This window comes from Micromonospora arida (genome assembly GCF_042873195.1).
GTDB lineage: Bacteria > Actinomycetota > Actinomycetes > Mycobacteriales > Micromonosporaceae > Micromonospora > Micromonospora arida.
Genome location: NZ_JBIALC010000002.1, coordinates 911,102 through 933,451 on the forward strand (window position 1 = coordinate 911,102; position 22,350 = coordinate 933,451).

At 69.8% G+C, this 22,350-nt stretch carries 22 protein-coding genes and 1 tRNA gene; 11 read left to right on the forward strand and 12 right to left on the reverse strand.

What is annotated here, in order from left to right:
• The first annotated feature begins 79 nt into the window (after nt 1–79).
• On the forward strand, nt 80–1,264 hold the full coding sequence (locus ACFYP0_RS10940; protein ID WP_355496164.1) for a hypothetical protein: 1,185 nt from the start codon (nt 80–82) through the stop codon (nt 1,262–1,264).
• Nucleotides 1,265–1,468: 204 nt separating this feature from the next.
• Here ACFYP0_RS10940 and ACFYP0_RS10945 read toward each other — a convergent pair whose 3' ends face one another.
• The 4 genes from ACFYP0_RS10945 to ACFYP0_RS10960 form a co-directional block, all read right to left on the reverse strand.
• Nucleotides 1,469–2,551: an NAD-dependent epimerase/dehydratase family protein gene (locus tag ACFYP0_RS10945; protein WP_355495954.1), complete on the reverse strand. Its 1,083-nt coding sequence runs from the start codon at nt 2,549–2,551 to the stop codon at nt 1,469–1,471.
• A gap of 145 nt (nt 2,552–2,696) precedes the next feature.
• Complete coding sequence (locus ACFYP0_RS10950) at nt 2,697–2,999, reverse strand: hypothetical protein (protein ID WP_355495951.1); 303 nt, start codon at nt 2,997–2,999, stop codon at nt 2,697–2,699.
• Between the two features lie 107 nt (nt 3,000–3,106).
• Nucleotides 3,107–4,156 carry a GlsB/YeaQ/YmgE family stress response membrane protein gene (locus ACFYP0_RS10955; RefSeq protein ID WP_355495946.1) on the reverse strand — a complete coding sequence of 350 codons (1,050 nt, stop codon included), beginning with the start codon at nt 4,154–4,156 and terminating at the stop codon, nt 3,107–3,109.
• Entirely contained in the window at nt 4,153–4,563 is a 411-nt protein-coding gene (locus tag ACFYP0_RS10960; RefSeq protein ID WP_355495944.1) for a PadR family transcriptional regulator, read from the reverse strand. Before ACFYP0_RS10960 ends, ACFYP0_RS10955 begins: the two co-directional genes overlap by 4 nt.
• 217 nt (nt 4,564–4,780) lie before the next feature.
• Between ACFYP0_RS10960 and ACFYP0_RS10965 the strand changes: the two genes are divergently transcribed.
• Nucleotides 4,781–4,855 (forward strand) — tRNA-Lys (locus ACFYP0_RS10965).
• A 577-nt stretch (nt 4,856–5,432) separates the two neighbouring features.
• Here ACFYP0_RS10965 and ACFYP0_RS10970 read toward each other — a convergent pair.
• Both ACFYP0_RS10970 and ACFYP0_RS10975 read right to left on the reverse strand, forming a co-directional pair.
• Nucleotides 5,433–5,831 (reverse strand): hypothetical protein, encoded by a 399-nt coding sequence (locus ACFYP0_RS10970; RefSeq protein WP_355495942.1) that lies wholly within the window; start codon nt 5,829–5,831, stop codon nt 5,433–5,435.
• 152 nt (nt 5,832–5,983) lie between these two features.
• Nucleotides 5,984–6,796 carry a hypothetical protein gene (locus ACFYP0_RS10975; RefSeq protein ID WP_355495939.1) on the reverse strand — a complete coding sequence of 271 codons (813 nt, stop codon included), beginning with the start codon at nt 6,794–6,796 and terminating at the stop codon, nt 5,984–5,986.
• Nucleotides 6,797–7,251: 455 nt separating this feature from the next.
• On the opposite strand from ACFYP0_RS10975, the gene ACFYP0_RS10980 reads away from it, so the two are divergent.
• The 4 genes from ACFYP0_RS10980 to ACFYP0_RS10995 all read left to right on the forward strand — a co-directional run bounded on the left by ACFYP0_RS10980 (nt 7,252) and on the right by ACFYP0_RS10995 (nt 12,268).
• On the forward strand, nt 7,252–7,389 hold the full coding sequence (locus ACFYP0_RS10980) for a hypothetical protein (protein ID WP_355495936.1): 138 nt from the start codon (nt 7,252–7,254) through the stop codon (nt 7,387–7,389).
• A gap of 205 nt (nt 7,390–7,594) precedes the next feature.
• A complete protein-coding gene (locus ACFYP0_RS10985) occupies nt 7,595–8,365 on the forward strand; it encodes an IclR family transcriptional regulator (protein WP_355496161.1) in 771 nt (256 codons plus the stop codon).
• Between the two features lie 439 nt (nt 8,366–8,804).
• The gene (locus ACFYP0_RS10990; RefSeq protein WP_124861142.1) at nt 8,805–10,235 is read left to right on the forward strand and encodes an extracellular solute-binding protein; all 1,431 of its coding nucleotides are present in this window, start codon (nt 8,805–8,807) and stop codon (nt 10,233–10,235) included.
• The gene (locus ACFYP0_RS10995; RefSeq protein ID WP_386995452.1) at nt 10,232–12,268 is read left to right on the forward strand and encodes an ABC transporter permease; all 2,037 of its coding nucleotides are present in this window, start codon (nt 10,232–10,234) and stop codon (nt 12,266–12,268) included. The genes ACFYP0_RS10990 and ACFYP0_RS10995 overlap by 4 nt, the downstream gene beginning before the upstream one ends.
• A gap of 79 nt (nt 12,269–12,347) precedes the next feature.
• Here the strand turns inward: ACFYP0_RS10995 and ACFYP0_RS11000 are convergent, their stop codons facing one another.
• Nucleotides 12,348–12,959: a dihydrofolate reductase family protein gene (locus ACFYP0_RS11000; RefSeq protein ID WP_386995454.1), complete on the reverse strand. Its 612-nt coding sequence runs from the start codon at nt 12,957–12,959 to the stop codon at nt 12,348–12,350.
• Between the two features lie 93 nt (nt 12,960–13,052).
• Nucleotides 13,053–13,697, reverse strand: a complete 645-nt coding sequence (locus ACFYP0_RS11005) for a TetR/AcrR family transcriptional regulator (protein WP_355495928.1) — start codon at nt 13,695–13,697, stop codon at nt 13,053–13,055.
• Nucleotides 13,698–13,757: 60 nt separating this feature from the next.
• Between ACFYP0_RS11005 and ACFYP0_RS11010 the strand changes: the two genes are divergently transcribed.
• The 3 genes from ACFYP0_RS11010 to ACFYP0_RS11020 are packed head-to-tail and all read left to right on the forward strand — an operon-like array spanning nt 13,758 to nt 15,324.
• The gene (locus tag ACFYP0_RS11010) at nt 13,758–14,051 is read left to right on the forward strand and encodes a hypothetical protein (RefSeq protein WP_112624669.1); all 294 of its coding nucleotides are present in this window, start codon (nt 13,758–13,760) and stop codon (nt 14,049–14,051) included.
• Nucleotides 14,051–14,953: a class I SAM-dependent methyltransferase gene (locus tag ACFYP0_RS11015; RefSeq protein WP_355495925.1), complete on the forward strand. Its 903-nt coding sequence runs from the start codon at nt 14,051–14,053 to the stop codon at nt 14,951–14,953. The genes ACFYP0_RS11010 and ACFYP0_RS11015 overlap by 1 nt, the downstream gene beginning before the upstream one ends.
• Nucleotides 14,950–15,324 carry a hypothetical protein gene (locus ACFYP0_RS11020; RefSeq protein ID WP_355495923.1) on the forward strand — a complete coding sequence of 125 codons (375 nt, stop codon included), beginning with the start codon at nt 14,950–14,952 and terminating at the stop codon, nt 15,322–15,324. The genes ACFYP0_RS11015 and ACFYP0_RS11020 overlap by 4 nt, the downstream gene beginning before the upstream one ends.
• Before the next feature lie 42 nt (nt 15,325–15,366).
• Here the strand turns inward: ACFYP0_RS11020 and ACFYP0_RS11025 are convergent, their stop codons facing one another.
• Together ACFYP0_RS11025 and ACFYP0_RS11030 are read right to left on the reverse strand one after the other, a co-directional pair.
• Entirely contained in the window at nt 15,367–16,263 is an 897-nt protein-coding gene (locus tag ACFYP0_RS11025; protein WP_124861152.1) for a helix-turn-helix domain-containing GNAT family N-acetyltransferase, read from the reverse strand.
• A 27-nt stretch (nt 16,264–16,290) separates the two neighbouring features.
• Nucleotides 16,291–17,451 (reverse strand): low temperature requirement protein A, encoded by a 1,161-nt coding sequence (locus tag ACFYP0_RS11030; RefSeq protein WP_124861154.1) that lies wholly within the window; start codon nt 17,449–17,451, stop codon nt 16,291–16,293.
• Nucleotides 17,452–17,661: 210 nt separating this feature from the next.
• On the opposite strand from ACFYP0_RS11030, the gene ACFYP0_RS11035 reads away from it, so the two are divergent.
• On the forward strand, nt 17,662–18,126 hold the full coding sequence (locus ACFYP0_RS11035) for a hypothetical protein (protein ID WP_386995460.1): 465 nt from the start codon (nt 17,662–17,664) through the stop codon (nt 18,124–18,126).
• Nucleotides 18,127–18,212: 86 nt separating this feature from the next.
• Here ACFYP0_RS11035 and ACFYP0_RS11040 read toward each other — a convergent pair whose 3' ends face one another.
• Entirely contained in the window at nt 18,213–20,609 is a 2,397-nt protein-coding gene (locus tag ACFYP0_RS11040) for a glycoside hydrolase family 65 protein (RefSeq protein WP_355495916.1), read from the reverse strand.
• Nucleotides 20,610–20,783: 174 nt separating this feature from the next.
• On the opposite strand from ACFYP0_RS11040, the gene ACFYP0_RS11045 reads away from it, so the two are divergent.
• A complete protein-coding gene (locus ACFYP0_RS11045) occupies nt 20,784–21,413 on the forward strand; it encodes a phosphatase PAP2 family protein (protein WP_355495913.1) in 630 nt (209 codons plus the stop codon).
• A gap of 135 nt (nt 21,414–21,548) precedes the next feature.
• Here the strand turns inward: ACFYP0_RS11045 and ACFYP0_RS11050 are convergent, their stop codons facing one another.
• Complete coding sequence (locus ACFYP0_RS11050; RefSeq protein ID WP_355496158.1) at nt 21,549–22,226, reverse strand: prepilin peptidase; 678 nt, start codon at nt 22,224–22,226, stop codon at nt 21,549–21,551.
• Between the last annotated feature and the right edge of the window lie 124 nt (nt 22,227–22,350).

Genomic DNA, 22,350 nt, shown 5'->3' on the forward strand with positions numbered 1-22,350 from the left:
CGGCGTCTTAGCGGTGCATTAAACCGGCCCGGCGGATTCGTCGCGATGCCGTAGCGGCTCCTAGCATCACGGGGTGCGCATGACGTCGCTTGCCGCTCTCCTCGTCCTCGGTGTCGCCACCGCGACCCTGCCCGCCTGCGCGCCCAACGACCCGGCCCCCTCGTTCGAGGCCGGCTCGACCGCCTCCCCGACGGCGCTGCCCACCGGCGGTCAGAGCGAAGCGCCGGGGGCTCGCGACGGCCTCGGCGGCCCGGGGGCCAGCGCCAGCCCGAAGCCCGCCAACAAGGTGCTCGCCGCCGGCAACCCGAACGGCAAGGCCACCGTGCCGGCCGAGGCGCGGGCGGTGGACACCTCGAAGCCGACCCGGACCATCGGCACCGGCACCCCGGCGAGCTGCACCTCCGCAGCGGTCGTGAAGGCCGTCGCGGCCGGCGGTGTCATCACGTTCAACTGTGGACCAGCCCCTGTGACGATCAAGATGACCGCCACCGCGAAGGTCCGCAACGCCAACGGGCCGAAGATCGTGCTGGACGGCGGCGGCACTGTCACGCTGAGCGGCCAGGGGCAGCGCCGCATCCTCTACATGAACACCTGCGACGAGGCCCAGGGCTTCACCACCTCGCACTGCCAGAACCAGGATCACCCGCAGCTCACCGTGCAGAACCTCACCTTCGCCGACGGCAACTCCACCGGCGAGAAGGCCGAGGGCGGCGGCGGTGGGGCGATCTTCGTACGCGGCGGGCGGCTGAAGGTGGTCAACTCGCGCTTCGTCCGCAACCGCTGCGACCGCACCGGCCCCGACCTGGGTGGCGCGGCCGTCCGGGTGCTGAGCCAGTACGAGAACAAGCCGGTGTACGTGGTGGGCAGCACCTTCGACGGCGGTTCCTGCTCCAACGGAGGGGCGCTGAGCAGCATCGGCGTGTCGTGGGTGGTGCTGAACAGCCTGCTCAGGAACAACGAGGCGATCGGCAGCGGTGCCAACCCGGCCAAGTCCGGTACGCCCGGCGGCGGCAGCGGCGGCGCGATCTACTGCGACGGCAACGAGTTCACCGTACGGATTGCCGGCACGATCATCGAGAACAACAAGGCCAACGAGGGCGGCGGCGCGGTCTTCTTCGTGAGCAACAACCGCACCGGCACGATGAAGATCGAAAACTCGACCCTGCGCCGCAACCCCAGCGCCAAGTTCGAGACCCGCGGCTTCCCCGGCATCTTCTTCCTGGGCGCCCGCAACCCCACCCTGACGGGCTCCAAGCTCTCCTAACCCGGCCGCCCAGCCCCGGCGTCCGCGCGCCCCGGCGCCGCCCGCGCGCCGCCGCGCGCCGCCCGCGCCGCCCGCGCGCCGCCCGCGCCGCCCGCGCGCCGCCGCGCGCCGCCCGCGCGCCGCTTGCGCCGGTGATCAAGAGGTTTCGGTCATCGGGGCGGCGCTTGTTGACCGAAACCTCTTGATCAACAAGCTGGGGTGGGGTCAGTAGGGGTTTCCTTCGCCTGGGGGGCGGGCGCGGAGGAGGGCGGCGGGGCGGCCGGGCAGGTCCCGTGCGCCGGACATTGGCGGGCTTGACGTGTGGTCGCCGTCGGCCATCCCGGCGAAGAGTTCCTTGAGCGCCGTCAGCGCACTGATCTTGGGCTGCCAGCCCAGCTCGGTCTCCGCGCGCTCGCTGGACATCAGCGGGGCGTTCAGACCCAGCTCCACCCAGCCCACGTCGACCGGTTGCAGCCGCGCCCGCCAGGTCAGCGCCGCCGCCGCCCGCAGCACCGGCGCGGCGACCGGCACCGTCCAACCGTGGAAGTGCCGGGCCACCAGCTCCGGAGTGAGCACCGGGTCCGCGGCGACGTTGAAGGCGCCGCGCGCATCACCCAGCACCGCCCTGGCGTACGCGTCGGCCACGTCATCGGCGTGCACCGCCTGCATCCGCAACCGGCGGTTCGTCGGCACCAGCGGGATCCGACCGAAGCGCAGCAGCCGCACCGGCGCCAACGGGCCGAGGAAGTAACGCGTGATCTCCGCACCGGCGGCCCGCTGGAAGATCAACCCGGGTCGCATCCGCACCACCCGCAGCGTCGGCTGATCCCGTTCGACCCCGTCCAGCAACGCCTCCACCTCGGCCTTGTGCTCGCTGTACGACGAACCGGGCACACCGGTGGCCGGCCACCGCTCACTGATCGGGTGATCCTTGGGGCCGGGCGCGTAGGTGCCGACCGACGAGGCGTACACCAGGGCCGGAACACGGGCCTGGACCACCGCGTTGATCACCGCCCGGCTGCCCTCGACGTTGGTCCGGCGCAGCACCCGCTGGTCGTGGCTGGGCTGGATCTGCCAGGCCAGGTGCACCACCGCGTCGGCACCCGCGAACACCTCGGCGAGCTGCCCGACCGCGCTCGGCGCGCCGATGTCGCAGGAGTGCCACTCCACCTGGTCGTACGGCTCGCCGGCATCCGGGCCGGGCAGACGTCGAACGACCCCGGCCAGCTCCACGCCCCGCTCCCGGCGCAGCCGCCGCAGCAGCGCCGTACCGACGTTGCCGCTCGCCCCCACCACCACGATCCGCATGCCCGACCCCGTACCCGCCCAGCAGCAGCTCAACCGCCCATCAGTGCGGTGGCCCGCTCTGCCCTGCCGCTTGATCCACTCGACTTCCTGAAAGTCGCGGCATCCGCGCGCCCAGGACAGCCCGACTACCGGGATCCCGAGTCGATCAAGGGCGAGGAGACTCCCGTACCCAGCCGTGCTTCTCCTTGCCCTGTTTGCCGGCGGTGGCGGCCAGGCAGCGTGGGCAGATCCAGCCCACGGCGTCCGCCTCGGTGAGCACGTCGGTACCCGAGTAGTCGAAGCGCACATGCGGGAAGCGACGCAGTCGGGTCCGGCTCAGTGCCAGGCCGCAGACCGTCTGGTTCTGGCCGGGCAGCCAGGCGTGCACCTCGCCACCCGGCTGGCGTACGCCATCACGCCCGACCTCCTCCCCGGAGGCCGCCACGGCCGGCAATCGGCTCGATCCCATGCCGGTCCTGGTTCCCCAGCGGCCGCGACCCATGCGCCACCGTGCGGACCACCCCAGATCACCGACCCCGCACCTCGGACCCCGCCACCCGGAGGTCCTGCCCGAAGTCAGGCCCGTGCCGTAGCGGTCGAGCGGTGTCCGCAGGTCGGGCAGGCGTCGTCGAGCACTCGCCGACGTACGGTCTGGTGTCGTGCGGCCTGGCCGGCGATTGCCGCTGCCAGCAGCGCCGCGCCGACCAGAAGGATCGACCCGGTGGTGGTGGCGTAGGCCGCCGAGGTCGATCCACCTCCTTGGCTGCCCCAGATCCCTTGGCTGAGCTGGTTGGCGCCGAACAGGCCGGCCGGGGTGGCGAGCAGCACTGTCGCCCAGAGACCGGCGTCGTCGGCTCGCAGGGCACGACCGAGGCCGACGAGCAGGACCAGTGCGAACATCAACCCCCCGGCCATCGCCAGCAGCTCGGGGGTCGAGCCGTACGACGTGAACATGTTCCCGCCGTTCTCGGCGGCGCTGAATGCCACGGATGCGGCCGTCACACAGCCGGCCGTGAGCGGCGGCAGGCTACGCGCGACCCAGCCGGGATGGGAGGGCAGCGCAAGCGTGGCCAGGCCGAGCGCGACGGCGGGAACCAGCACGAACAGCGGCGGCCCAGGCTGCCCGGTGGCGGCGGCCACGGGCGGCACGGCGATGGTCAGCAGGAGACCACCGGCCGCGACAGAGCGGGCCCAGGCCCCGGGCAGCGCGGTGGCGGCGAGGGCGACGAGCAGCCAGCCCAGCCAGATGACGGCGCCGAGGGTCTGGAACGGGCCGACCGGGTCCAGCCCGGCGAAGCGGGGATCTTCGAACTCGACCTGCAGGAGCAGGAAGGCGGAGACCGCGACCAGGGTGTTCAACGCGGCGGTCGCGGCCAGCGGGAGAGCCGCAACCAGCCCGAGGGCACCGTACCCGCGCAGTCTCTCCCGGAGCCCGGCGCCGAGCAGGTCGGCGGCGTCGTGTGGGGATGGCCAGCGCCGCCCAGGATCGACGGTGTCGAGGTACGTCCCGACGATCTCGTCGCCCCGCTCAGCCTGGTAGTCACCCGGGTAGGCCCACAGCAGCCGCCGGTAGCGGGACTCCAGCGGCGACCCGGCCTGATCCTGCGCGGGGTTGGGCTGGTTCATGCCGGGCCTCCGGTCGGTCGAAGGATGGGGCGGGTGGCCGTCAGAGGGCCGCGTGAGGTGCCGCCGGCGGCGCGGGGGCCCGCAGGTCGAGCACGTAACCGCTGCGTGGCGGCCTCGACGTTGCCGCGCAGTCTTTCGGTCTCGGCGGTGAGCACGGACCGGCCGGCTTCGGTGAGCCGGTAATAGCGGCGCAGCCGTCCCTCGACGACCTCCTCGTGGGCCCGCTCGACCAGCCCCTCGTCGGTGAGGCGGTCGAGTGCGCCGTAGAGGGTGCCGGGCCGCAGCGCCAACCGCCCGCCGGAGAGGGCCGCGACGTCGCTGACGATGCCGTAGCCGTGCATGTCTTCCCGCGCCAGGGCGGTGAGGATCAAGAAGGTGGGTTCCCGCAGCGGCGTGGGTGTGGACATGGCCTCAATATAACGGTGATGAAGCTATACCGGTGACCAAGCGGTGCGGAAGTTCGCCTCAGGTGTCAAGGCGGCTGCGGACGCGAGCCGCGCAGCCCTGCACCATCAACGGCGGTCGTCCAACGCCCACACCATCGCGGCGTAGATCAGCATCACTCCTCTTGACCGGGGGGCGGACATCAGCCGGGGCGCAGACGGTCGGGTAACCTGAGCGCGCGGGCCGCTAGCTCAATGGCAGAGCTGTGGACTTTTAATCCATAGGTTCAGGGTTCGAGTCCCTGGCGGCCCACCAACTACCCCTCCTGAGCTGCAAGAACGCCGGGCGAAGATCATCGGGTACACCAGGGCACAACCTAGATCCGATCTTGGCCGCACGAAATCCGGCTCTCCGTCAGGCGTTGTGGTGAGATCACACATCCAGAGCGCGTCTCTGACCGGCTCTTCTTCATCCCGAAAGTCGGCCAGTCGTCCTTCCAGACCTCGGAGACGGGGCCCCCTCACAGCGCACGAGTGATGCGCGACGAGATGGACGAGTCGACCTGGTGCGTCTATGCCTTCAGGTAGACACCACCATCGAGCGGATGAAATCCAGCCTTCGCGAGGTGGGGCGCGTAGCCGACATCATGCAGGATCGCTGGGGCTTCAAGCAGGGCAGCATCATCACCAACAGTTGCGGCAAGGGAGACGTCGTGGGCCACGGAACCAGCGACATGGATAGACGATCACGCCGTTGCTAGCCCTTCAGCACGCGCCCATTCGTAGGGCTAGATGGCCGGACTGCCGGCGTGTCTAGTCCCACCACGTGCTTGACAGATCCGTCCCAGCTCACGCTTATCAAATGATCTAGGCTGGCCAGCAAAATTTCGCGGTCAGTCTCCGTTGAACAGGAGCTGTCGGTGGTGGGGGCGTCGAGGCGCGTCCTCTAGGAGCGATGCGAGCTGAAGTATCGCCTGGGCGGCTGCTCGCACTCGGTCATCCTTGGATCGCTCGGTGATCGATTGAAGTTCGGTTGCCAGCCTGGCCGTCTGGCGGCTGTTGAACCAGGTGTCGTCGTAGGGATCGACTCCGGAAAGCAGCGGGTAACGGGACGGCTCCGATGCAGCCAAGGAACAGAGAGACGCGATGGCCGCGGCGTCCGTAAGTTGCTCTACAACGACACCGCTGTACTCCCGGACCTGCACACTCATTCCCACCGCCTCATCGTGCCGGACCCGGGTGATCGCAGGGAGCCCGGTACTAAGCGGAAGTGCCCCGATCATGTCAAGCATCTGGTGGGACGCGAGTGTCAAGCGTGTGCCGTGACAGGACAGGCCGAACTGCCGGCGATGTCGGATCTCAGGACCTCCGTGACAGATCGGTCTCGGGAGAAGCGCTCGTGTAACGCGTCAGGGAACCTCGTTACGGGATCGAACGAGAAGTCCTAGCCCTCGTCCACGTCACTGGGCTCGAGGGCTTCGCAGAAGTCCTGCTGTTGACGGAGCAGCGATGCCATAAGCATGATCGCGACGAGGCAATTCTCCGCCGAGAAATGCTGGACGGTCGGCTGATGGGCTACCACATGCCGCGAGAGGGCTTCCGGCTGCGGAGCCCCCTGGTCCGGGAACCAAGGCGTGAAAAACCTCGGTATTGGTGCCATTACGAGCAGATCCTTAAAGCCGAACCGCTTATCCGGCGGTTCTGCTCCAAGCTCGAACTCGGCAAGGCGGTACTTCCTCACCTTCTCTAGACGCCTTTCCCAGGCATCGCGCTCTTCCCGGGAGTCAAAGCTGCGGAAGCGCTTGGTCGACGCCCAAAGTGCGAGTGGTTCGCTCAGGCTGACCGCGAGTGCCATGGCAGCCTCCGGGTGGCCCCCGCAGTATGCCGCGATAGCGGCTTCTGCCAGTGGCAGTTGGTCTTGCAGCCGCTCGTCGGTGCACTCCGCGACAACAGTGGAGCAGTCTTCGAGTACCAGCGCAGACCGGCGGACGAGGGTGCTGTTCATCGCGGACTTGCTCGGCGCGGCCACGAGTTCACGGATGATCTCTCCACGCGGGACCCAGGCCAGCGGGATGCCCGCATCGCGGGCGAGGTTGAACAACAAGAGTGGATCAATGCCGATGCCCCACCAGTTCCGCGGCCGAGACCACTCCAAGGCTGTTTGCAGCGCCGGCGAGGATGCGGCGCGTCCGACGACGTCAACGTCATCGACGTGATCCATTTGCTTCAGAATGTCTCCGAGATATCTGCCGCGCATGCCGTCAACTCTCGCAACCATGCCGTCTTGCGGCACCCGATATTCGGCCGGAAGGCTCTCATGCCGCCGCGGTCCGTCCGTCAGCCGTTTGGGTAGGTGAGAGGGCGCGTCAACGCCGCACCTGTCTTCGAGCCACAGATAAGCGGCTCGGGACAGGTAACTGGGTGGGGCCAGCCCATACTCCGAGCGTGTAGCCCTTCCCGGACGAGCGCAGACGAGGTGCACAGAGCTTGTAAGCGAGGCGTCAGGGTCCCCATCGCGCGGCCAGCGAGCTGCCAAACTGGCGGCACCGACGGACGATCTCGCCTGTGGCACGACCTTGACCGGGATGGGCAGCGCGCGGTGGCTCGGCCACCGTCAACCCGGACGGAACCTGGTCGATCACCGCCCGCAGCGAGGCGCTGTACGAGGTCCGGCTGGAGGCAGCCGCCACGTACGGCCGGACTGTCGCAGACGTGGGTGACGACGCCACGGACTCGGACATCGTGACCTCGTACCAGTTCGAGCCGACCCTGCTCGTCGCCAGCGCCGAATTCCAGACCGTGCATGGCGGAGAGTACGTGGTCGACGCCGGCCTGGTCAGCCAGAGCTGAGCCGCTCGCCGCCCGCCCGAGATGTTTCGGGCGGGCGGCGATCCGGACAGACAGCAGCGGCTGTCGGTCGCCGCGCCGTCCAGACAGTTCCGATCGACGACGAGTTCGGCACCTGGCGCCGGGAGCCGACGTAGATATCCTCTTCAGGTGCTGGCCCGTGTGGAGATCGTTGACACGGGTTCGGCGCTGCGAAGGGACTATCGACATGCCCCGTGTGGTACCGGCGGTCATCCGCGCGCTCGACGTCCTGGAACTGTTTCTGGACTGCCCCCAACTGTCGGCCCGGCAGGTGATGGAGCGACTCGATCTGCCCCGCACGACCGTCCACGAGTTGCTCGTGACGCTTGAGGCTCGCGCGTACCTGATCTCTATACCGGGTCAGCCGGTGCAGTATCGGCTCGGCATGCCGCTGTTCCAGTTGGGCGCGGCGTTCGCGGGCCGGCTTGATCTGGTACGCGAGGCGCAGGGCGTCGCGCGGGACGTGGCCGCTGCGTGCGACGAGGCGGTTCATGTGGCGGTGCTCGACGGCGCCGATGTCATCTACCTCGTCAAGTTCGACAGCACCCACCCGGTTCGGATGGTTTCCGGGGTCGGGCTGCGGCTGCCCGCCCACTGCACGGCCGTTGGCAAGGTGCTGCTGTCGGCCCTCGATGAGGCGGACCTGGATGCCGTCCTGCTGAAGGACCCCCTGCCGGGCATGACGCCGGACAGCATCACCGATCCGGATTCTCTTCGTGAACATCTGGACCGGGTCCGGGTGGAGGGCGTCGCGGTCGACATCGGCGAGTCGGACACTGCGATGCGCTGCGTCGCCGCGGGGATCCGGGACCATACCGGCGCCATCATCGCTGGGATGAGCTTGTCCGCGCCGATCATCCGTTGGACGCCGCAGGTGCAGGTGGAGTGGACCGGGCTGGTTCGCGAGGGGGCGGCCGCGTTGTCGGCTCGCATGGGCTACCGAGCGCAGCCTCGATAGGCAGCCTCCCGCTTTCGGTTCGAAACAACATCGAAACATTGACATCGTTCTCGGCACTGTTCTAGCGTCGCGACCACTCGATACGGTATATCGAACCTAGTTCGAAATCTCGAACGGCGGTGGTCCTGTGAACCGACCGAACTGGAACGTCAGCGCTAGAACCTCGGCCCGGTCGCCGATCGCCTCGACCCCGTCGCGCCATCCGACGAGCGGCACCCGGCATGTCTCGGGTGGCTCCGACGAAGCGCGCGGACGTGGACGTCCCACGGTGACGGGCGGGCCCGCTCACCACCGTGGCGACCCACCGACGCACTGAACTCGACGGGCGACCCCTCGGTGGTCGCCGGCAGAAACCAACTGGAACACAACCGTCGCGGTGTCCGCCAGGTAGGCCTTCGGCGTGCAGCCGTGCGCGGGGAGACGAAGGAGGCGAGTGTCCATGGAGGACAAGTCGGGGTGGTCACGGCGCGGCTTTCTGGGGATGGGAGTGGGGGTGCTCGGTGCGGCCGGTCTGGCCGCGTGTGGGGACAGCTCCGAATCGCCCAGCAAGGTGCAGCCGGAGGTTCCGCAGGAACTGATCGACGCTGCGGCGGCGATGAAGGGCTCCTCGATGGGCATGCTGTCGCAGAAGCTGTACTCGACGGCGGCGAACGAAGCCCTCGACAGCTCGATCAAGAAGTTCGCCGACACCACCGGGACGAAGATCGAGAACAGTCTGGTCCAGGCCGACGCCGGTGACGTGGTGGCCAAGATCGACGCCGAGGTCAAGGGTGGGGTGGCGCGTGACCTGGCGTTCATGACCGACTCCCGGTTCGTCGCGCAGTTCCAGGCGCTGGGCGACCTGGAGGACGTGACGGACGTCGTCAAGGCGCTGACCGCCAAGTACGGCGAACCCTGCGCCGAGGCCAAGAACTTCTGCGTCTTCGACGGCAAGTGGTTCGCGATCCCCTACCACTTCATCGGGATCGGGTCGTTCCTGCGCAAGGACTGGATGCAGGACAAGGGCATCACACCCAAGGACATCTACAGCTGGGAGGAGCTGCGGGACCTGTGCCTGGAAATCTCCGATCCGGGCAAACGCCGGTTCGGCTGGGGCATGACGGTGAACCGGTCCGGTGACGGCAACGGCATGATCGAGGCGCTGATCAACGCCTACGGCGGGTCGATCGCCGCCAACGACGGCCGGAAGGTCACCTTCAACTCACCGGAGACGGTGCAGGCGGTGACCTTCCTCGGCGACATCTACACCAACCCGAAGTACAAGCCGATGCTGCCGCCGGGGATCGCGAGCTGGACCGACACCAGCAACAACGAGAACTGGCTCGCCGGGATCCTCGGCTACACCCGCAACCAGTTCAGCGTCTACGCGGACTCCAGGACCAAGAAGAACCCGGTGCACGCGAACACCCACGTGTTCTCCGACTGCATCGGGCCGGCGACCGACAATCCGCTGCTGCTCGGCCAGTCGCAGGGCTTCGTCGTCTTCAAGGGCGCCAAGAACCCGGCGCTCGCCAAGCTCCTGGCCCAGTACCTGGTCAGCGCGCCCGCGCTGCTCGGGGTGGCGAAGGAAGCACCCGGCCTGGTGATGCCCGCCTGGGAGAAGGTCTGGGACGCCGACCCGTTCTTCACCAGCGGCGACCCGGCGTTCCCCATGCTGCGCAAGATCACTGAACTGAAGCTGCCGCTGAACACGAAGAACGGCCTGGCCTTCCCGCAGAAGGCCAGCGCGGGCCAGCAGGCGGTGGGTTCGGCCTACGTCCTCACCGACATGATGCAGCAGGTCGTGCAGGGTACGGCGCCGGCGCAGGCCGTGACGGCCGCCCACGCGAAGATGGTGCAGATCTTCAACCAGCAGGGGCTGCCGCAGTGAGCTCGGTCCGTCCTGCGCGGGTCCCGACGGCGAGGAAGTCCCCGCCGTCGGGACCTGGCTCCCTCACCGCGGTCCAACGGCGGCTGGGTCGCGACTGGCGACTCGCGGCCCTGTTCCTGGCGCCGATGGCCGTGCTGGTCGGCGGGCTCGTTCTCGTGCCGATCGGCCGGTCGATCATCACCAGCACCACGGAACGGCACGGGCAGGACAGCGTATTCGTCGGCCTGGACAACTACCTCGCGCTCATCGGCGACGACCAGTTCCACACCGGCGTGGTGAACTCGTTCGTCTTCACCGCGTACGCCGAGGTTTTCAAGGTCGTGCTGGGGTTGGCCGCGGCCCTGCTGCTGCACCATCGCCGCCGTGGGCGGGCCGTGCTGGCCGGGTTGCTCCTGGTGCCGTGGGTGGTGCCGACGGTGGTGACGGCGTTCAGCTGGCGTGCGCTGCTCGACCCGATCTTCGGCAGCGTCAACACGCTGCTCACCGCCACCGGGATCGGGCCGCTGCTGGCCAGCGCGCACCTGGTGGACAGCTGGCCCGCGGGCTGGCTGTCCGACCCGTCGCTGGCCATGCCGTCGGTGATCCTCGTGAACGTCTGGAAGGGAGTGCCGTTCTTCACCGTGTGTTTCCTCGCGGGGTTGAAGGCCATCCCGGCGGACCTCTACGAGGCGGCGACCATCGACGGCGCCTCGTCGTGGCAGCGGTTCAGAAGCGTGACGCTGCCCGGACTGCGCCACGTCATCACCGTGACGGTGACCCTGTCGTCGATCTGGACGTTCAACAACTTCGACCTCGTCTGGTTGCTGACGCAGGGCGGCCCGGGCGACGTGACCGCGCCGTATGTGCTCATCGCCTACTCGAAGGCCATCCTGCAGCTCCAGTACGGCGCGGGCGCGGCGGTCACGCTCGTCATGCTGCCGATCATCGGCGGGCTGGTGTTCGTCCTGGTCCGGTTGTTGCGCCAGGACACCAACATCAAACTGCCCCGGCGACGCCGGGCGGCGCGGTGGATCGGGACACAACGGTGGGCGGCGACGGCGCGAAAGGCGCTGCCGTGGGTCGTCGCCGCGCTGGTCACCGGTCTGCTGGCCTGGGCATCACCGCAGATCTTCTGGAAGGCGGCGGTGGTCCTCGGTGTGATCCTGCTGATCGCGGCGGGGGTCGGCCGGGTGGTCTCGACCCTCCAGTCCCGGGGTGGTCGCCGTTCGTCGTCGGTGGTGTCGGGCCTGGGTTCCTGGGCCGCGCTGGCCGGCCTGCTCTTCTTCGTGCTGGGCCCGCTGTACTGGATCGCCGTCACGGCCTTCAAGTCCGAGGGCCAGGTCGTCATGCGTACCGACGACCTGTGGCCGACGCCGTGGACGCTTGAGCAGTTCGGCGCCCTGTTCGACAACCAGCCGTTCGGCCGCTGGTATCTCAACACCCTGCTGGTGTCCGCGGCGTCGACCGCTGTGGCACTGGTCTGCGCCGCCCTGGCGGGGTACGCGCTGGCCCGGCTGCGGTTCCGCGGGGCACAGGGCTTCACCGTCACGGTGCTGCTCACCTACGTGATGCCGGGTGCGCTGCTGTTCATCCCGCTGTACCAGATGCTCATCGGCGCCCGGCTCACCGACTCGCTGTGGTCCCTGGTGGTGACGTACCCGACCTTCACGCTGCCGTTCGCCACCTGGCTGCTGGTGGGGTACTTCTCGTCCATCCCCATCGAGTTGGAGGAGGCCGCGCTGGTCGACGGTTGCAGCCGCATCCAGGCGTTCGGGAAGGTGGTGCTGCCACTCGCCAAGCCAGGGCTGCTGGCGGTCGCGCTCTTCACCCTGACCAACGCCTGGAACGAGTTCCTCTTCGCCTTCGTGTTCATCACGAAGGACGAGTACAAGACGCTCCCGGTGGGGATGCAGTCGATGATCGCCGGAGACGTCGTGCCGCAAGGACAACTCGCCGCCGCGTCGCTGCTCGTCAGCATCCCCGTGGTGATCATGTACGCCCTCGGGCAGCGCTTCCTGACCGAAGGGCTCACCGCAGGCGCGGTGAAGGGGTGATTGGAGGGCAGCCGACCGCTAGCGCTACCAGGCGGCGGCCCGGTGCTGGGACGGATCATGACCGTGTTCTGGGACGTGCTCAGGCGGACTCGTTTCCGGTCTGGATGCGCGTGTAGGTGAGGAAGAGGGCGCCACTGTCCAGAACGGTGTGGTCGGTCAGGCGCCAGGTGCGTGGTGCGAAGACGGCGTCGCGGCCGAAGAGCGGGATGCCGGCGCCAATGGTCAACGGCGCAAGCTTGATGATCAGCTGGTCGATCTCGGAGTAGAGGGCACCGGCCAGCGCACCGCCGCCGATCACCCAGACGTCCTTGCCGTCGTGCCGCTTCAGCTCTCGTACCGTGGCAATCGGGTCTTGGCCGACGACCTCGACGGCCGGGTCCGGGCTGCTGCCCAGCGTCCGGGAGAACACCAGGTGGCGCAGGTGCGGGTACGCGTCGGTCACGCCGGCCTTCAGGCCCACCTCGTACGAGTGGCGCCCTTCCAGCACGGTGTCGAACCGGCTGCCCTCGTCGGTGATGCCGAACGCCTGCCGGGCCGGACCGGGGAGGGTCTCCGGATATTCGCTGACCAGGTGGTGCAGGTAGTCCTCCGGGATCGGCCAGAAGCCGTCGGGGCCGGTGGGGTCGGCGCCGTCGGGACCGGCGATGAAGCCGTCCAGGGTGGCGGCGATGTAATACACGAGCTTGCGCACGACGATCTCCTCGTTCAGGCTGCCGGATGCTGTTCGGCGACGACGTATCAGCCTGCCCGGCGAGGCACCGGGCCACAAGATCAAAGCTCTCCGCTATTCGGCGCTGACGATGATCGCGCCGCTGACGGTGTCCACATACCACCGCCGGTACTGCTCAGTCGCCCATCCGCGTTGCCGGACGAGCCAGTCGAAGTTGCGGACGTCCTGGGCCAACCAGAGGATGTCGGCCACCTGATCGACGCTCAGGTCGGAGCGTACGCCTCCCGTGCCGACGAGTTCGGCGGCGAACATGGCCATGCCGCGGCGGCGGTCGTCGACGTTCTTGCGCCAGATCTCGGCAGCGTCCGGATCGGCCGTGGCCGCGCCGGCCAGCGCGAGCATCACCTGGGCCTGCCGGGCGTTGACCTCGGCCAGGTGACGGGCGTAGCGGGCGAGCTTGGCCCGAGGGTCGGCGAGTGCGCGGATCTCGGCGACGAAGGGCCGGTCCGGCAGGGCCACCGGTTCGTCGTCGCCGGCCAGGGTGACGTCGACCAGCTGGGAGAGCAGTTGCCGCTTGCTGCCGAAAACCGCGTACAGGGTCTGGACCGCGACGCCGGCTTCCACGGCGACAGCTGTCAGCGGTGTGGCCGCGTAGCCCGGGTCGACGAACAGCCGGCCAGCCGCTTCGAGGATCGCTCGCCGGGTCTGTCGGGCCTGCTCCTGTCGGCGGGAAGAGTCATAACGTCTCTTGACAACCACCTCTCGAGTGTAGTGCTCTATTGGATAGAGTCTCACTCTATCTATCGAGAGGTGACGGCCATGCCGTTCGGTGTGTTGCAGGAGATGCCCGGCGTCAGCGAGGCGGAATACCGGCAGGTGGAACGACACCTCGGACCGGACCGACCGCCGGGTCTGCTCGCCCATGTCGCCGGGCCGACAGAGGACGGCTGGCGGATCATCAACATCTGGCAGGACGAAGCGGCATTCCGCCGGTTCCAGTCCGAACGGCTGGTCCGAGCTGCTGGCTTGGCGGCACAGGAGGACGGCTTCGACCCCACGAAGGCGGCCCACTTCCGCTCGATGAGCGTCGACGGCGCCGAGATGCCGTTCTGATGACCGACACCGCCAGCCTGCGGGCCCGCAGCGCCGCTTTCTGGGCGGGAGCGGCAGCTGGCTGGATTCGCCACGCCGATCGGCAGGACGAGACCGGTCGACCGCTGGGCGCGGCGGCCATGGATCGACTGGCCGCACGACCCACCGAACGAATCCTCGATGTGGGCTGCGGCTGCGGCGGCACCACGGCCGAGATCGCCGCCGCAGTCGGCCAGACCGGCGCGGCGATCGGTGTCGACATCGACGAGGCTATGGTCACCGCCGCTCGACGCCGGTTCCCCACCGACGGGCACCCGGGCATCCAGTTCCACGTGGCCGACATCGAGACTCTCGATGTCGTGCCTGGTGCCCCGTTCGACGCGGCGTTCTCACGAATGACCCTGATGCTGTTGGCGGACCCGGTTGCCGGCTGCCGCACGATCCGGCGATCACTGCGCCCGGGAGGGCGCCTCGCCGCGACCGTCTTCCGCGACGGCGGCGTCAACCCGTGGCTGTCCGCGGCGATGCTCGGCGCCGCACCGCATCTCGGACCGTTACCACCGCTCCCAGTGGGTGACGAGCCCGGCCCGTTCGCGTTCGCCGACCCGGCGCGGCTCCTCCGGATCCTCACCACCGCCGGCTTCACCGCCGTCACGATCACACCGCGCGATGTCGCCCTGGAAACTCCGGACGACGCCGACGCGGTGGCCGAATGGCTCATCGAGGTCGGCCCGGCCGGTGCCGCGTACCGGGCGGCTCCGCCGGCTGGTCAGGCCTCGGCCCGGGCGGGGGTCGCCCGGCTGCTCGGCCGTTTCCGTGAGCCCGGCGTCGGCTACCGGCTGCCCACCGGCCTCTGGCTCGTCGCCGCGAACGCCGCTGGAACCCCTACCCACCACGAACCCCGTGAGGACAAGATCCGATGAGTACGTTCCGACCGCTCGCACCAGCCCTCTGCCTCGTGCTCGCCCTGACGGCGTGCACCGAGGCCGAGCCCGCCGCGGTGCCAGACACGACAGGACCGACCAGCGCGGCCGGATCCGTCCCGGCCGACGGCTCTCCGGTGTCGGCGAAGGAAGTGTGCGCCTACCTGGACGGCCAGGTGCCGACGCTCAAGGGGATCGGGTCCGAGACGGGCGCGATGGCGAACCTCACCGTGAACCTCTATTCCTGGTACGAGAAGCAGGGCCCGGTGCCCAACGGCCGTGAGATCGACGACCAGACCCGCAAGGAATGCCCGGCGACCCGGACCGAGGTGCTGAAACTCGCCGGCATGGAGAGCTTCGAGCGGCTGTAGCCGCCGCGTGGACGGCGCCCGATCACCGGACGGTTGGGGCTGTCAGTGCCCCAACCGCTTCTCGAACCAGTGGTGGGCGTAGCGCTCGGTGTTGTACGCCTCGATCTCCCGGTAACCGGTCGCCCGGTACAGGGCGATCGCCTCGGTGAGGTTGCGGTTGGTGTCCAGCCGGACCGCTGTCGCACCGCGCTCGGCGGCGTACCGTTCCAACTCGCCCAGCAGCCGCCGCCCGACGCCGAGCCCACGTACGGTGTCGGCCACCCACACGCGTTTGATCTCGGCGGGCGCGTCGGGGTGGAGTTTGACCGCGCCGCAGCCGATCGGTTCGCTGTTGAGGGTGGCGAGCAGGAGCACCCCGTTGGGCGGGACGAGCGCTTCGTCGTGGACCGGGTTGCTCAGTGCGGGGTCGAACCCGTCGTCGAATCGTCGCGCGATGTCGCGGGCGTAGGCCCGCAGGCACGCGCGGGCTCGCGGGTCGCTCGGCGGGCACGGCTCGATGACGACCATCGAGCCGATGAGCAGCCGTTCGACCTCGGCCATGGCGGTGACGAGTCGTTCGCGGCGGTGTTCGGTGAGTGGTTCGAGGATCGAGGCGGCGAGATCGTCCGACCGCTGGTCGAGGTCGGCCCACTGGGTCCGGCCGGCCTCGGTGAGCGTGGCGACGCGTACCCGGCCGTCGGCGCCGGTCTGGTCGACTGGCCCCACGGCGATGAGGCCGTCGTTCTCCAGGGTGCGCAGGAGTCGGCTGAGGTATCCGGAGTCCAGGCCGAGCCGGGCCCGCAGCGCGGCGACCTCGGCACCGGCGGGGCCGATTTCCCAGAGCAACCGAGCCTGGCCCAGGGGGCGCCCCTGGGCCATGTACTCGTCGTCGAGCGCACCCACCCGTTGGGTGACCGTCCGGTTGAACCGCCGCACCGCGGCGATGAGAGCCGAGTCCATATACCTGACTTTAGTCAGGCTTCTTGCCTACGCACCAGATCGGTGGCGGTAGGACCCGATCCCGGCGTGGTCCAGGACGACCACCAGGAGCGCCACCCCGGTGGCGACCGCGCTGACCACCAACAGCGGCAGCCGCAGCACGGCCGCCGCAGCGGCCAGCACGAACAGGGCGGCGACCCGGGGCCAGGAAAGTCGCCGGTGGATCGCCGCCGAGAAGAGGATCCGCCCGGCGAGGAACAGCGTCGGCCCGCTCAGGATGACCAGGACCGCGGTCGTGTCACCGGTCTCCATGGGGTGGGCGATGCTCAACTCGGCCCCGACGGCGGTGACCACCAGCCCGGCGATCATCACCAGGTGCAGGTATCCGGTGATGACGCCGAGCCGGGCCGGGTCGGCGCGCTCGATGGCCGGGCCGAGGCGCTGGCCGGCGGGCGTGACGTAGAGCAGACCGATCAGCACCGCGGTGGCGAAGACCAGCAGGAACGCGACAGTCTGCGGGAAGTGAAGGTCGGTGCCGGCGTACGAGAGGCCGGCGACCAGAACGAGTTCGCCGAGCGCAATGATCATGATCTGCTGGTACCGCTCGGCGAAGTGCTCACCGGCCAGGTGCAACTCCTCCCGCCTGGTCCGGCCCATCCCCGGCGTGGGCCAACGGAGTCGCGGACCGGTGAGGTCGAGGGCGAGGGCCAGCAGCCAGAGCGGCACCCGCCACTGCGGCAGAAACCCACCGGCGAGCCACGGTACGGCGGAGACGCTGAACCAGCAGAGGATGCGCAGCGTCCGGATCTGCCGCGGATGACCTCGCAGCCCGACGGCGGTGACCACGCCCCGGGCGATGTGCACCGAGACGTACGCGCCGGCGAAAAGCAGGCCCCGCCCGTCCAGCGCCTGCGGGATCGCCACCCCGATCAGCAGGCTGCCCAGCGCGGAACCCACCAACAGCCACCGCACCGCCGGGCTCTCCGGGTCGTACCAGTCGGCGAACCAGGTGGTGGGCACCCAGATCCACCAGACTCCGGTCAACAGCACGGCGGTCCGCAGCGCGCCGGCCAGGGTGAGGTCGTGCAGCAGGTGCGTGGCCAGCTGACTGAGGGCGAGCACGAACGCCAGATCGAAGAACAGCTCCAGGAACGACGCGCTCAGCGGCGAGTCACCGCCCCGCAGCAGCCGTTCGGGTCTGCTCGCCATCGGCGCTCCTCCCGCTGGCGCACGCCTCTGCGTCCGTCGTACCACCCGAGGCCGGCCACCGGAGCCGAAAGCAGGGTCAGCCGCAGGCGCGGAACTCGATGTCCAGCACCCGCGGCGACGACCCGCTGACCCCTCGTGTCGTTGATCCGGCTGCGCCCATGGTCACCGCTGACCACGGTGGGGGCACCGACTCAACGAGGAGGGACACCGATGACGGCTCAGCGCGAAACCGTGCAGGTCGACCACGACCTGTTCCGCGCCGTGTACGACTCGCCCGCATCACTGCCCGGCCGACACCGCTGGACCACCCCCGAGTCGGACGTCCGGCGGCTGGAGAAACTACTCGGCATGCCGGCGCGCAGCATCGGCGCCCCGCTCTGGGTCAGCGGCGACGAACCCGACTGCCCTAAGTGCCGCCGGCGGATCACCTGGTACGACATCGTCTCGTCGGCGCTCTCCGGCCTGCACGACAAGGTCATGATCGCCACGGTCATCCTGGGCGAGCGCAAGTACGTCAACACCGAGATCCCGGATGCCATCGCCGGGGTGCGCTGCTCCGACTGTCACACCGCGATCGACGGTCTGCGCAGCTTCAAGTGCCACAACTGGGCGTACGCCTTCGAGGCGCTCGAGGCCGTCCGCGAGCGGATGGCCGGCGGTCCCGCGCCGACCTGAGCCGGCGGTCCCGCCTCGACCTGAGCCGGCGGTCCCGCGCCGACCTGAGCCGGAGCCGTGGCGGCCCCTGAGCCGGGCGGGGCGGCTCAGTCGGCTGAGCGGCGGGTGGGGCGGCGGCCGGGCGGGGAGGCCGGCTCCGGGCCGGGGTCGGGCACCGGCGGCATCGGCCGGGTGACCGGTTCGGCGCCGGTGACCCGCAGCGACTCGCCGTGGTGCCACAGCTCGACCTCGGCATCCGCGGCAGCGTCGGGCAGCTCGTAGCGGGCCTCGGCCGGAGTCAACGTGACCCGCAGCCGGTGGCCGCGCCAGCGCAGGCTGAACGCCAGCCGGTCGATCCGGCGCGGAAGCCGGGGGTCGAAGGAAAGCACCCCCCGGTCGTCGCGCAGCCCACCGAAGCCCTGCACCAGCGCCAGCCACGCGCCGGCCAGCGAGGCCAGGTGCAGCCCGTCGGCGGTCTTGTCGCCCAGGTCGGCCAGGTCCTGAAGGACCGACTCGGCGAACAGGTCGTACGCCAGATCCAGGTGCCCGACCTCGGCGGCCAGCACGGCCTGCGGTGCCGCCGACAGCGACGAGTCGCGGACCGTGCGGGCCTCGTAGTAGGCCAGGTTGCGGGCCTTCTCGTCGGCGGTGAACTCACCAGGGCAGAGCTGCATGGCCAGCACCAGATCGGCCTGCTTCACCACCTGCTTGCGGTACAGCTCCAGGTACGGGAAGTGCAGCAGCAGCGGGTAGTCGTCGTCGCCGGTGTTCGCGAAGTCCCACTCGGGCTGTTCGGTGAAGCCGGCGGCCTGCTGGTGCACCCCACGCTCGCGGTCGTACGGGATGGCCATCGCGTCGGCGGCGGCCCGCCAGCCGGCCACCTCGTCGCGGTCCACGCCGAGCCGGTCGGCCAGCTCGGGATGCCCCTCGGCGGCATCCGCCGCGCCGCGCAGATTGCGCTTCGCCATCAGGTTGGTGAAGACGTTGTCGTCGACCAGCGCGGCGTACTCGTCCGGGCCGGTCACCCCGTGCAGGTGGAAGTCGCCCTCGTCCGACCAGTGGCCGAAGTCGTGCCAGAGCCGGGCGGTCTCGACCAGCAGTTCCAGCCCCGCCTCGGCCAGGAACCGCTGGTCGTCGGTGGCCGCCAGGTAGCGCAGCACCGCGTCGGCGATGTCGGCGTTGACGTGCAGCGCGGCGGTGCCCGCCGGCCAGTAGCCGGAGCTTTCCCGGCCGCCGATGGTGCGCCACGGGAAGGTCGCGCCGGTCAACCGCAGCTCGGCGGCCCGTTCCTGCGCCTCGGGCAGGTGGGCGTGCCGCCACCTCAGCGCCGATCGGGCCACCGCCGGGGCCAGGTAGGTGAGCACCGGCAGGACGTAACTCTCGGTGTCCCAGAGGACATGCCCGTCGTAACCGTTGCCGGTCAACCCCTTGGCCGAGATGGTCCGGTCGGAGTCCGGACGACCGGCCTGGATCAGGTGGAACATCGCGAACCGAACGGCCTGCTGAAGCTCCGGATCGCCGTCGAGCTGCACGTCGGCGACCTGCCAGGCCGCGTCCAGGGCGGCGCGCTGGTCGGTGAGCAGGGCGTCGAAGCCGTCCGCGCGCGCCGCGTCCGCCTCGGCGGCGACCAGGGCGGCCAACTCGTCGGCGGGCGTCGCGTCGACCGCCGCCCACTCGTAGGCGGCGAACTTCGTCAGCCGCAACCGCTCCCCCGGGTGCAGGCGACCCGTCACGGTCAGCCGTACCCGGTCCGGGGTGCAGTCACCACCGGTCGTCACCGTGCCCGGCCCCTCCAACAGGTGACTGACCGCAGCCGCGACGCGCTGGCCGCTTCGCTCGGTGCGGTGCACCAGCACCCCGTCGAGGCCTGTCGCACGGTACGTCTCGGCAGTCAGCGGGTCGGTGGGCACCGAGGCGGCCCGAGGGTCGTCCGAACGCTCCGGCACCTTCTCATTGGCCAACAGATCCGAGCAGACCCGCAGCTCGACGGGGGTGTCCAACGGCTCGACCTCGTACCGGACGGCGGCCACCGGGCGACGCGGCAGGGACACCAACCGGGTGCTGCGGATGCGTACGCCCCGCCCGGCCGGTGAAATCCACTCGGTCTCCCGGCGCAGCACGCCGGTACGCAGGTCGAGCACCCGATCGTGGCTGCGTACCGTCCCGGTCCGGAGATCCAACGGCTCGTCGTCGACCCAGAGCCGGATCAGTGCGGCGTTCGGTGCGCTGATGACGGTGTCGCTCGCCGGTGGGAACGCGTATCCCTCCTCGGGATAGCTCAGCTCGCGCCGCTCGTGGAAGCCACTGACGTAACTGCCCGGCATCCCGCACGGGGCACCCTCGTCGAGCACCCCGCGCCAGCCGATCCACCCGTTGCCCAACGCGAAGATCGACTCGGTCTCGCCGAGCCGGTCCAGGTCGGCCTCGGTCCGCCGGATCCGCCAGGTCTCGCCGGCCGCTGCGGCGGTGGACTGCGGTTGTTCGGTGGCCGAACCGGTCTGCACGAAGCCTCCTGTGAATGTCGACGTCCTCCTGCGACAAGGCAACCAGAGCTGGCTGTGCGAATCCTGGACGAAGGTCGTGCAGCCCACCCGACCTTCGACAGGAGCAGTGCCCTCTGGCGGGTTCCTAGGGTGTTCCCAGGGTGAACGGGGTATGAACGTGAAGTGAGGTGATGCATGCTCGACAACGGCAGCACGGACGTTCCGGAGATCAGCGCCGAGTGGTACCGCGACGTCGTCGACGCCGCCGCCAGCAGCCCAGAGCCGGTGCAGTGGTTCGTCGGACACGCCACCGAGGGGGTGATCCTGCTGCTCGGCGCGCTGCTGGTGATGGCCGCGCTGAGCCGCTGGTCCGGCAGCCCGCACGACCGGGCACTCGCCCTGATCGCGCCGGTGCCGGCCCTCCTGGCGTACCTGGGCAGTGAGTTCTTCAAGACCGTGGTGGACGAGGACCGCCCGTGCCGAACCATCGGCCGGGAGATCATCGCGGGTGCCTGCCCACCCCCCGGCGACTGGTCGTTCCCCAGCAACCACGCCACCATCGCTGGCGCGCTGGCGGTCACCACGTTGCTGCTCTCCCGCCGACTCGGCCTGATCGCGCTGCCCCTGGCCGCGCTCGGTGCCTTCTCCCGGGTCTTCGTGGGCGTGCACTACCCGCACGACGTGATCGCGGGCGTGCTGTTCGGTGCCCTGGTCGCCGTGGTGGCCACCCCGTTGCTGGCCCGCCCGACCAGCGAGGTGCTCCGCCGCCGGGCCAACCGCCCCAACAGCCCGGGCCCCAAACTGGCCAGCCGCTCGCGCCCCTGACCACCGACGCCCTCTCGCCGCGCGCCCCGCCGACAAGATCGCGCTCGATCCTGGTTGTAGTGGCCTCCGCCGCGACCGACACCACCAGATCCTGGATCGAGCGCGATCTTGGTGGGCCGAAGCGGCGAAGGCGGGTCAGGTCGCCAGTAGGAGGGCGGCCGTTGTGCCGAGCAGCAGGAACGGTCCGAACGGCAGGTGGGTGCTCCAGTTGGCGCGGCGGGTGGCCAGCAGACCCAGACTCACCAGGGCGGAGAGCCCGAAGGTGAGTACCAGCCCGAACACCAGCACCGGCCAGCCGTACCAGCCGAGCAGCGCGCCGACGCTGAGCGCCAGCTTGGCGTCACCAAGCCCGAAGCCGCGGCGGCCGAGCAGCACCGCGGTGCTGGCGAAGAAGAACGCCAGCCCGGCGCCACCGATGACGGCGCGCAGCCAGTGCTCCGGGTCGGCGTCGAGCGCGGCCACGCCGAGCAGCAGCCAGGTGCCGGCCGCCGCGGGCACTGTGAGCCGATCCGGCAACCGGTGCACGGCCAGGTCGACGAGGATCGCCGGGATGGTCCAGCCGAGCCACCAGATCAGCGCCGGCAGCGCCCCGCCCGGCGGACCAGCGAGCGCCAGCAGCACCGCCGCCGCGAGCACGGCCAGCTCGACGGTGGCCGGCGGTGGGCCGACCCGGGCGCGGCAGTGACCGCACCGGGCCGCCGGCCCCAGCGCCGGCCAGGGGCGGGTCAGGCTGACCGGCGCGCCGCAGGCGTCGCAGCCGGTCCGGCTGGGCAGACCCGGCGGTACGGCGTAACGCAGCGCGGCCAACCGCATCAGCGGGCTGATCGCGAGGATCGCGAACACTGTCGAGACCCGGGTGCGTCCCAAGGCCGAGGCGAGGCCCGCCGGTCGTTCACGCGGCGGAGCGGGTGTTGTCTGGCTTGCGGGTTTCGTCACA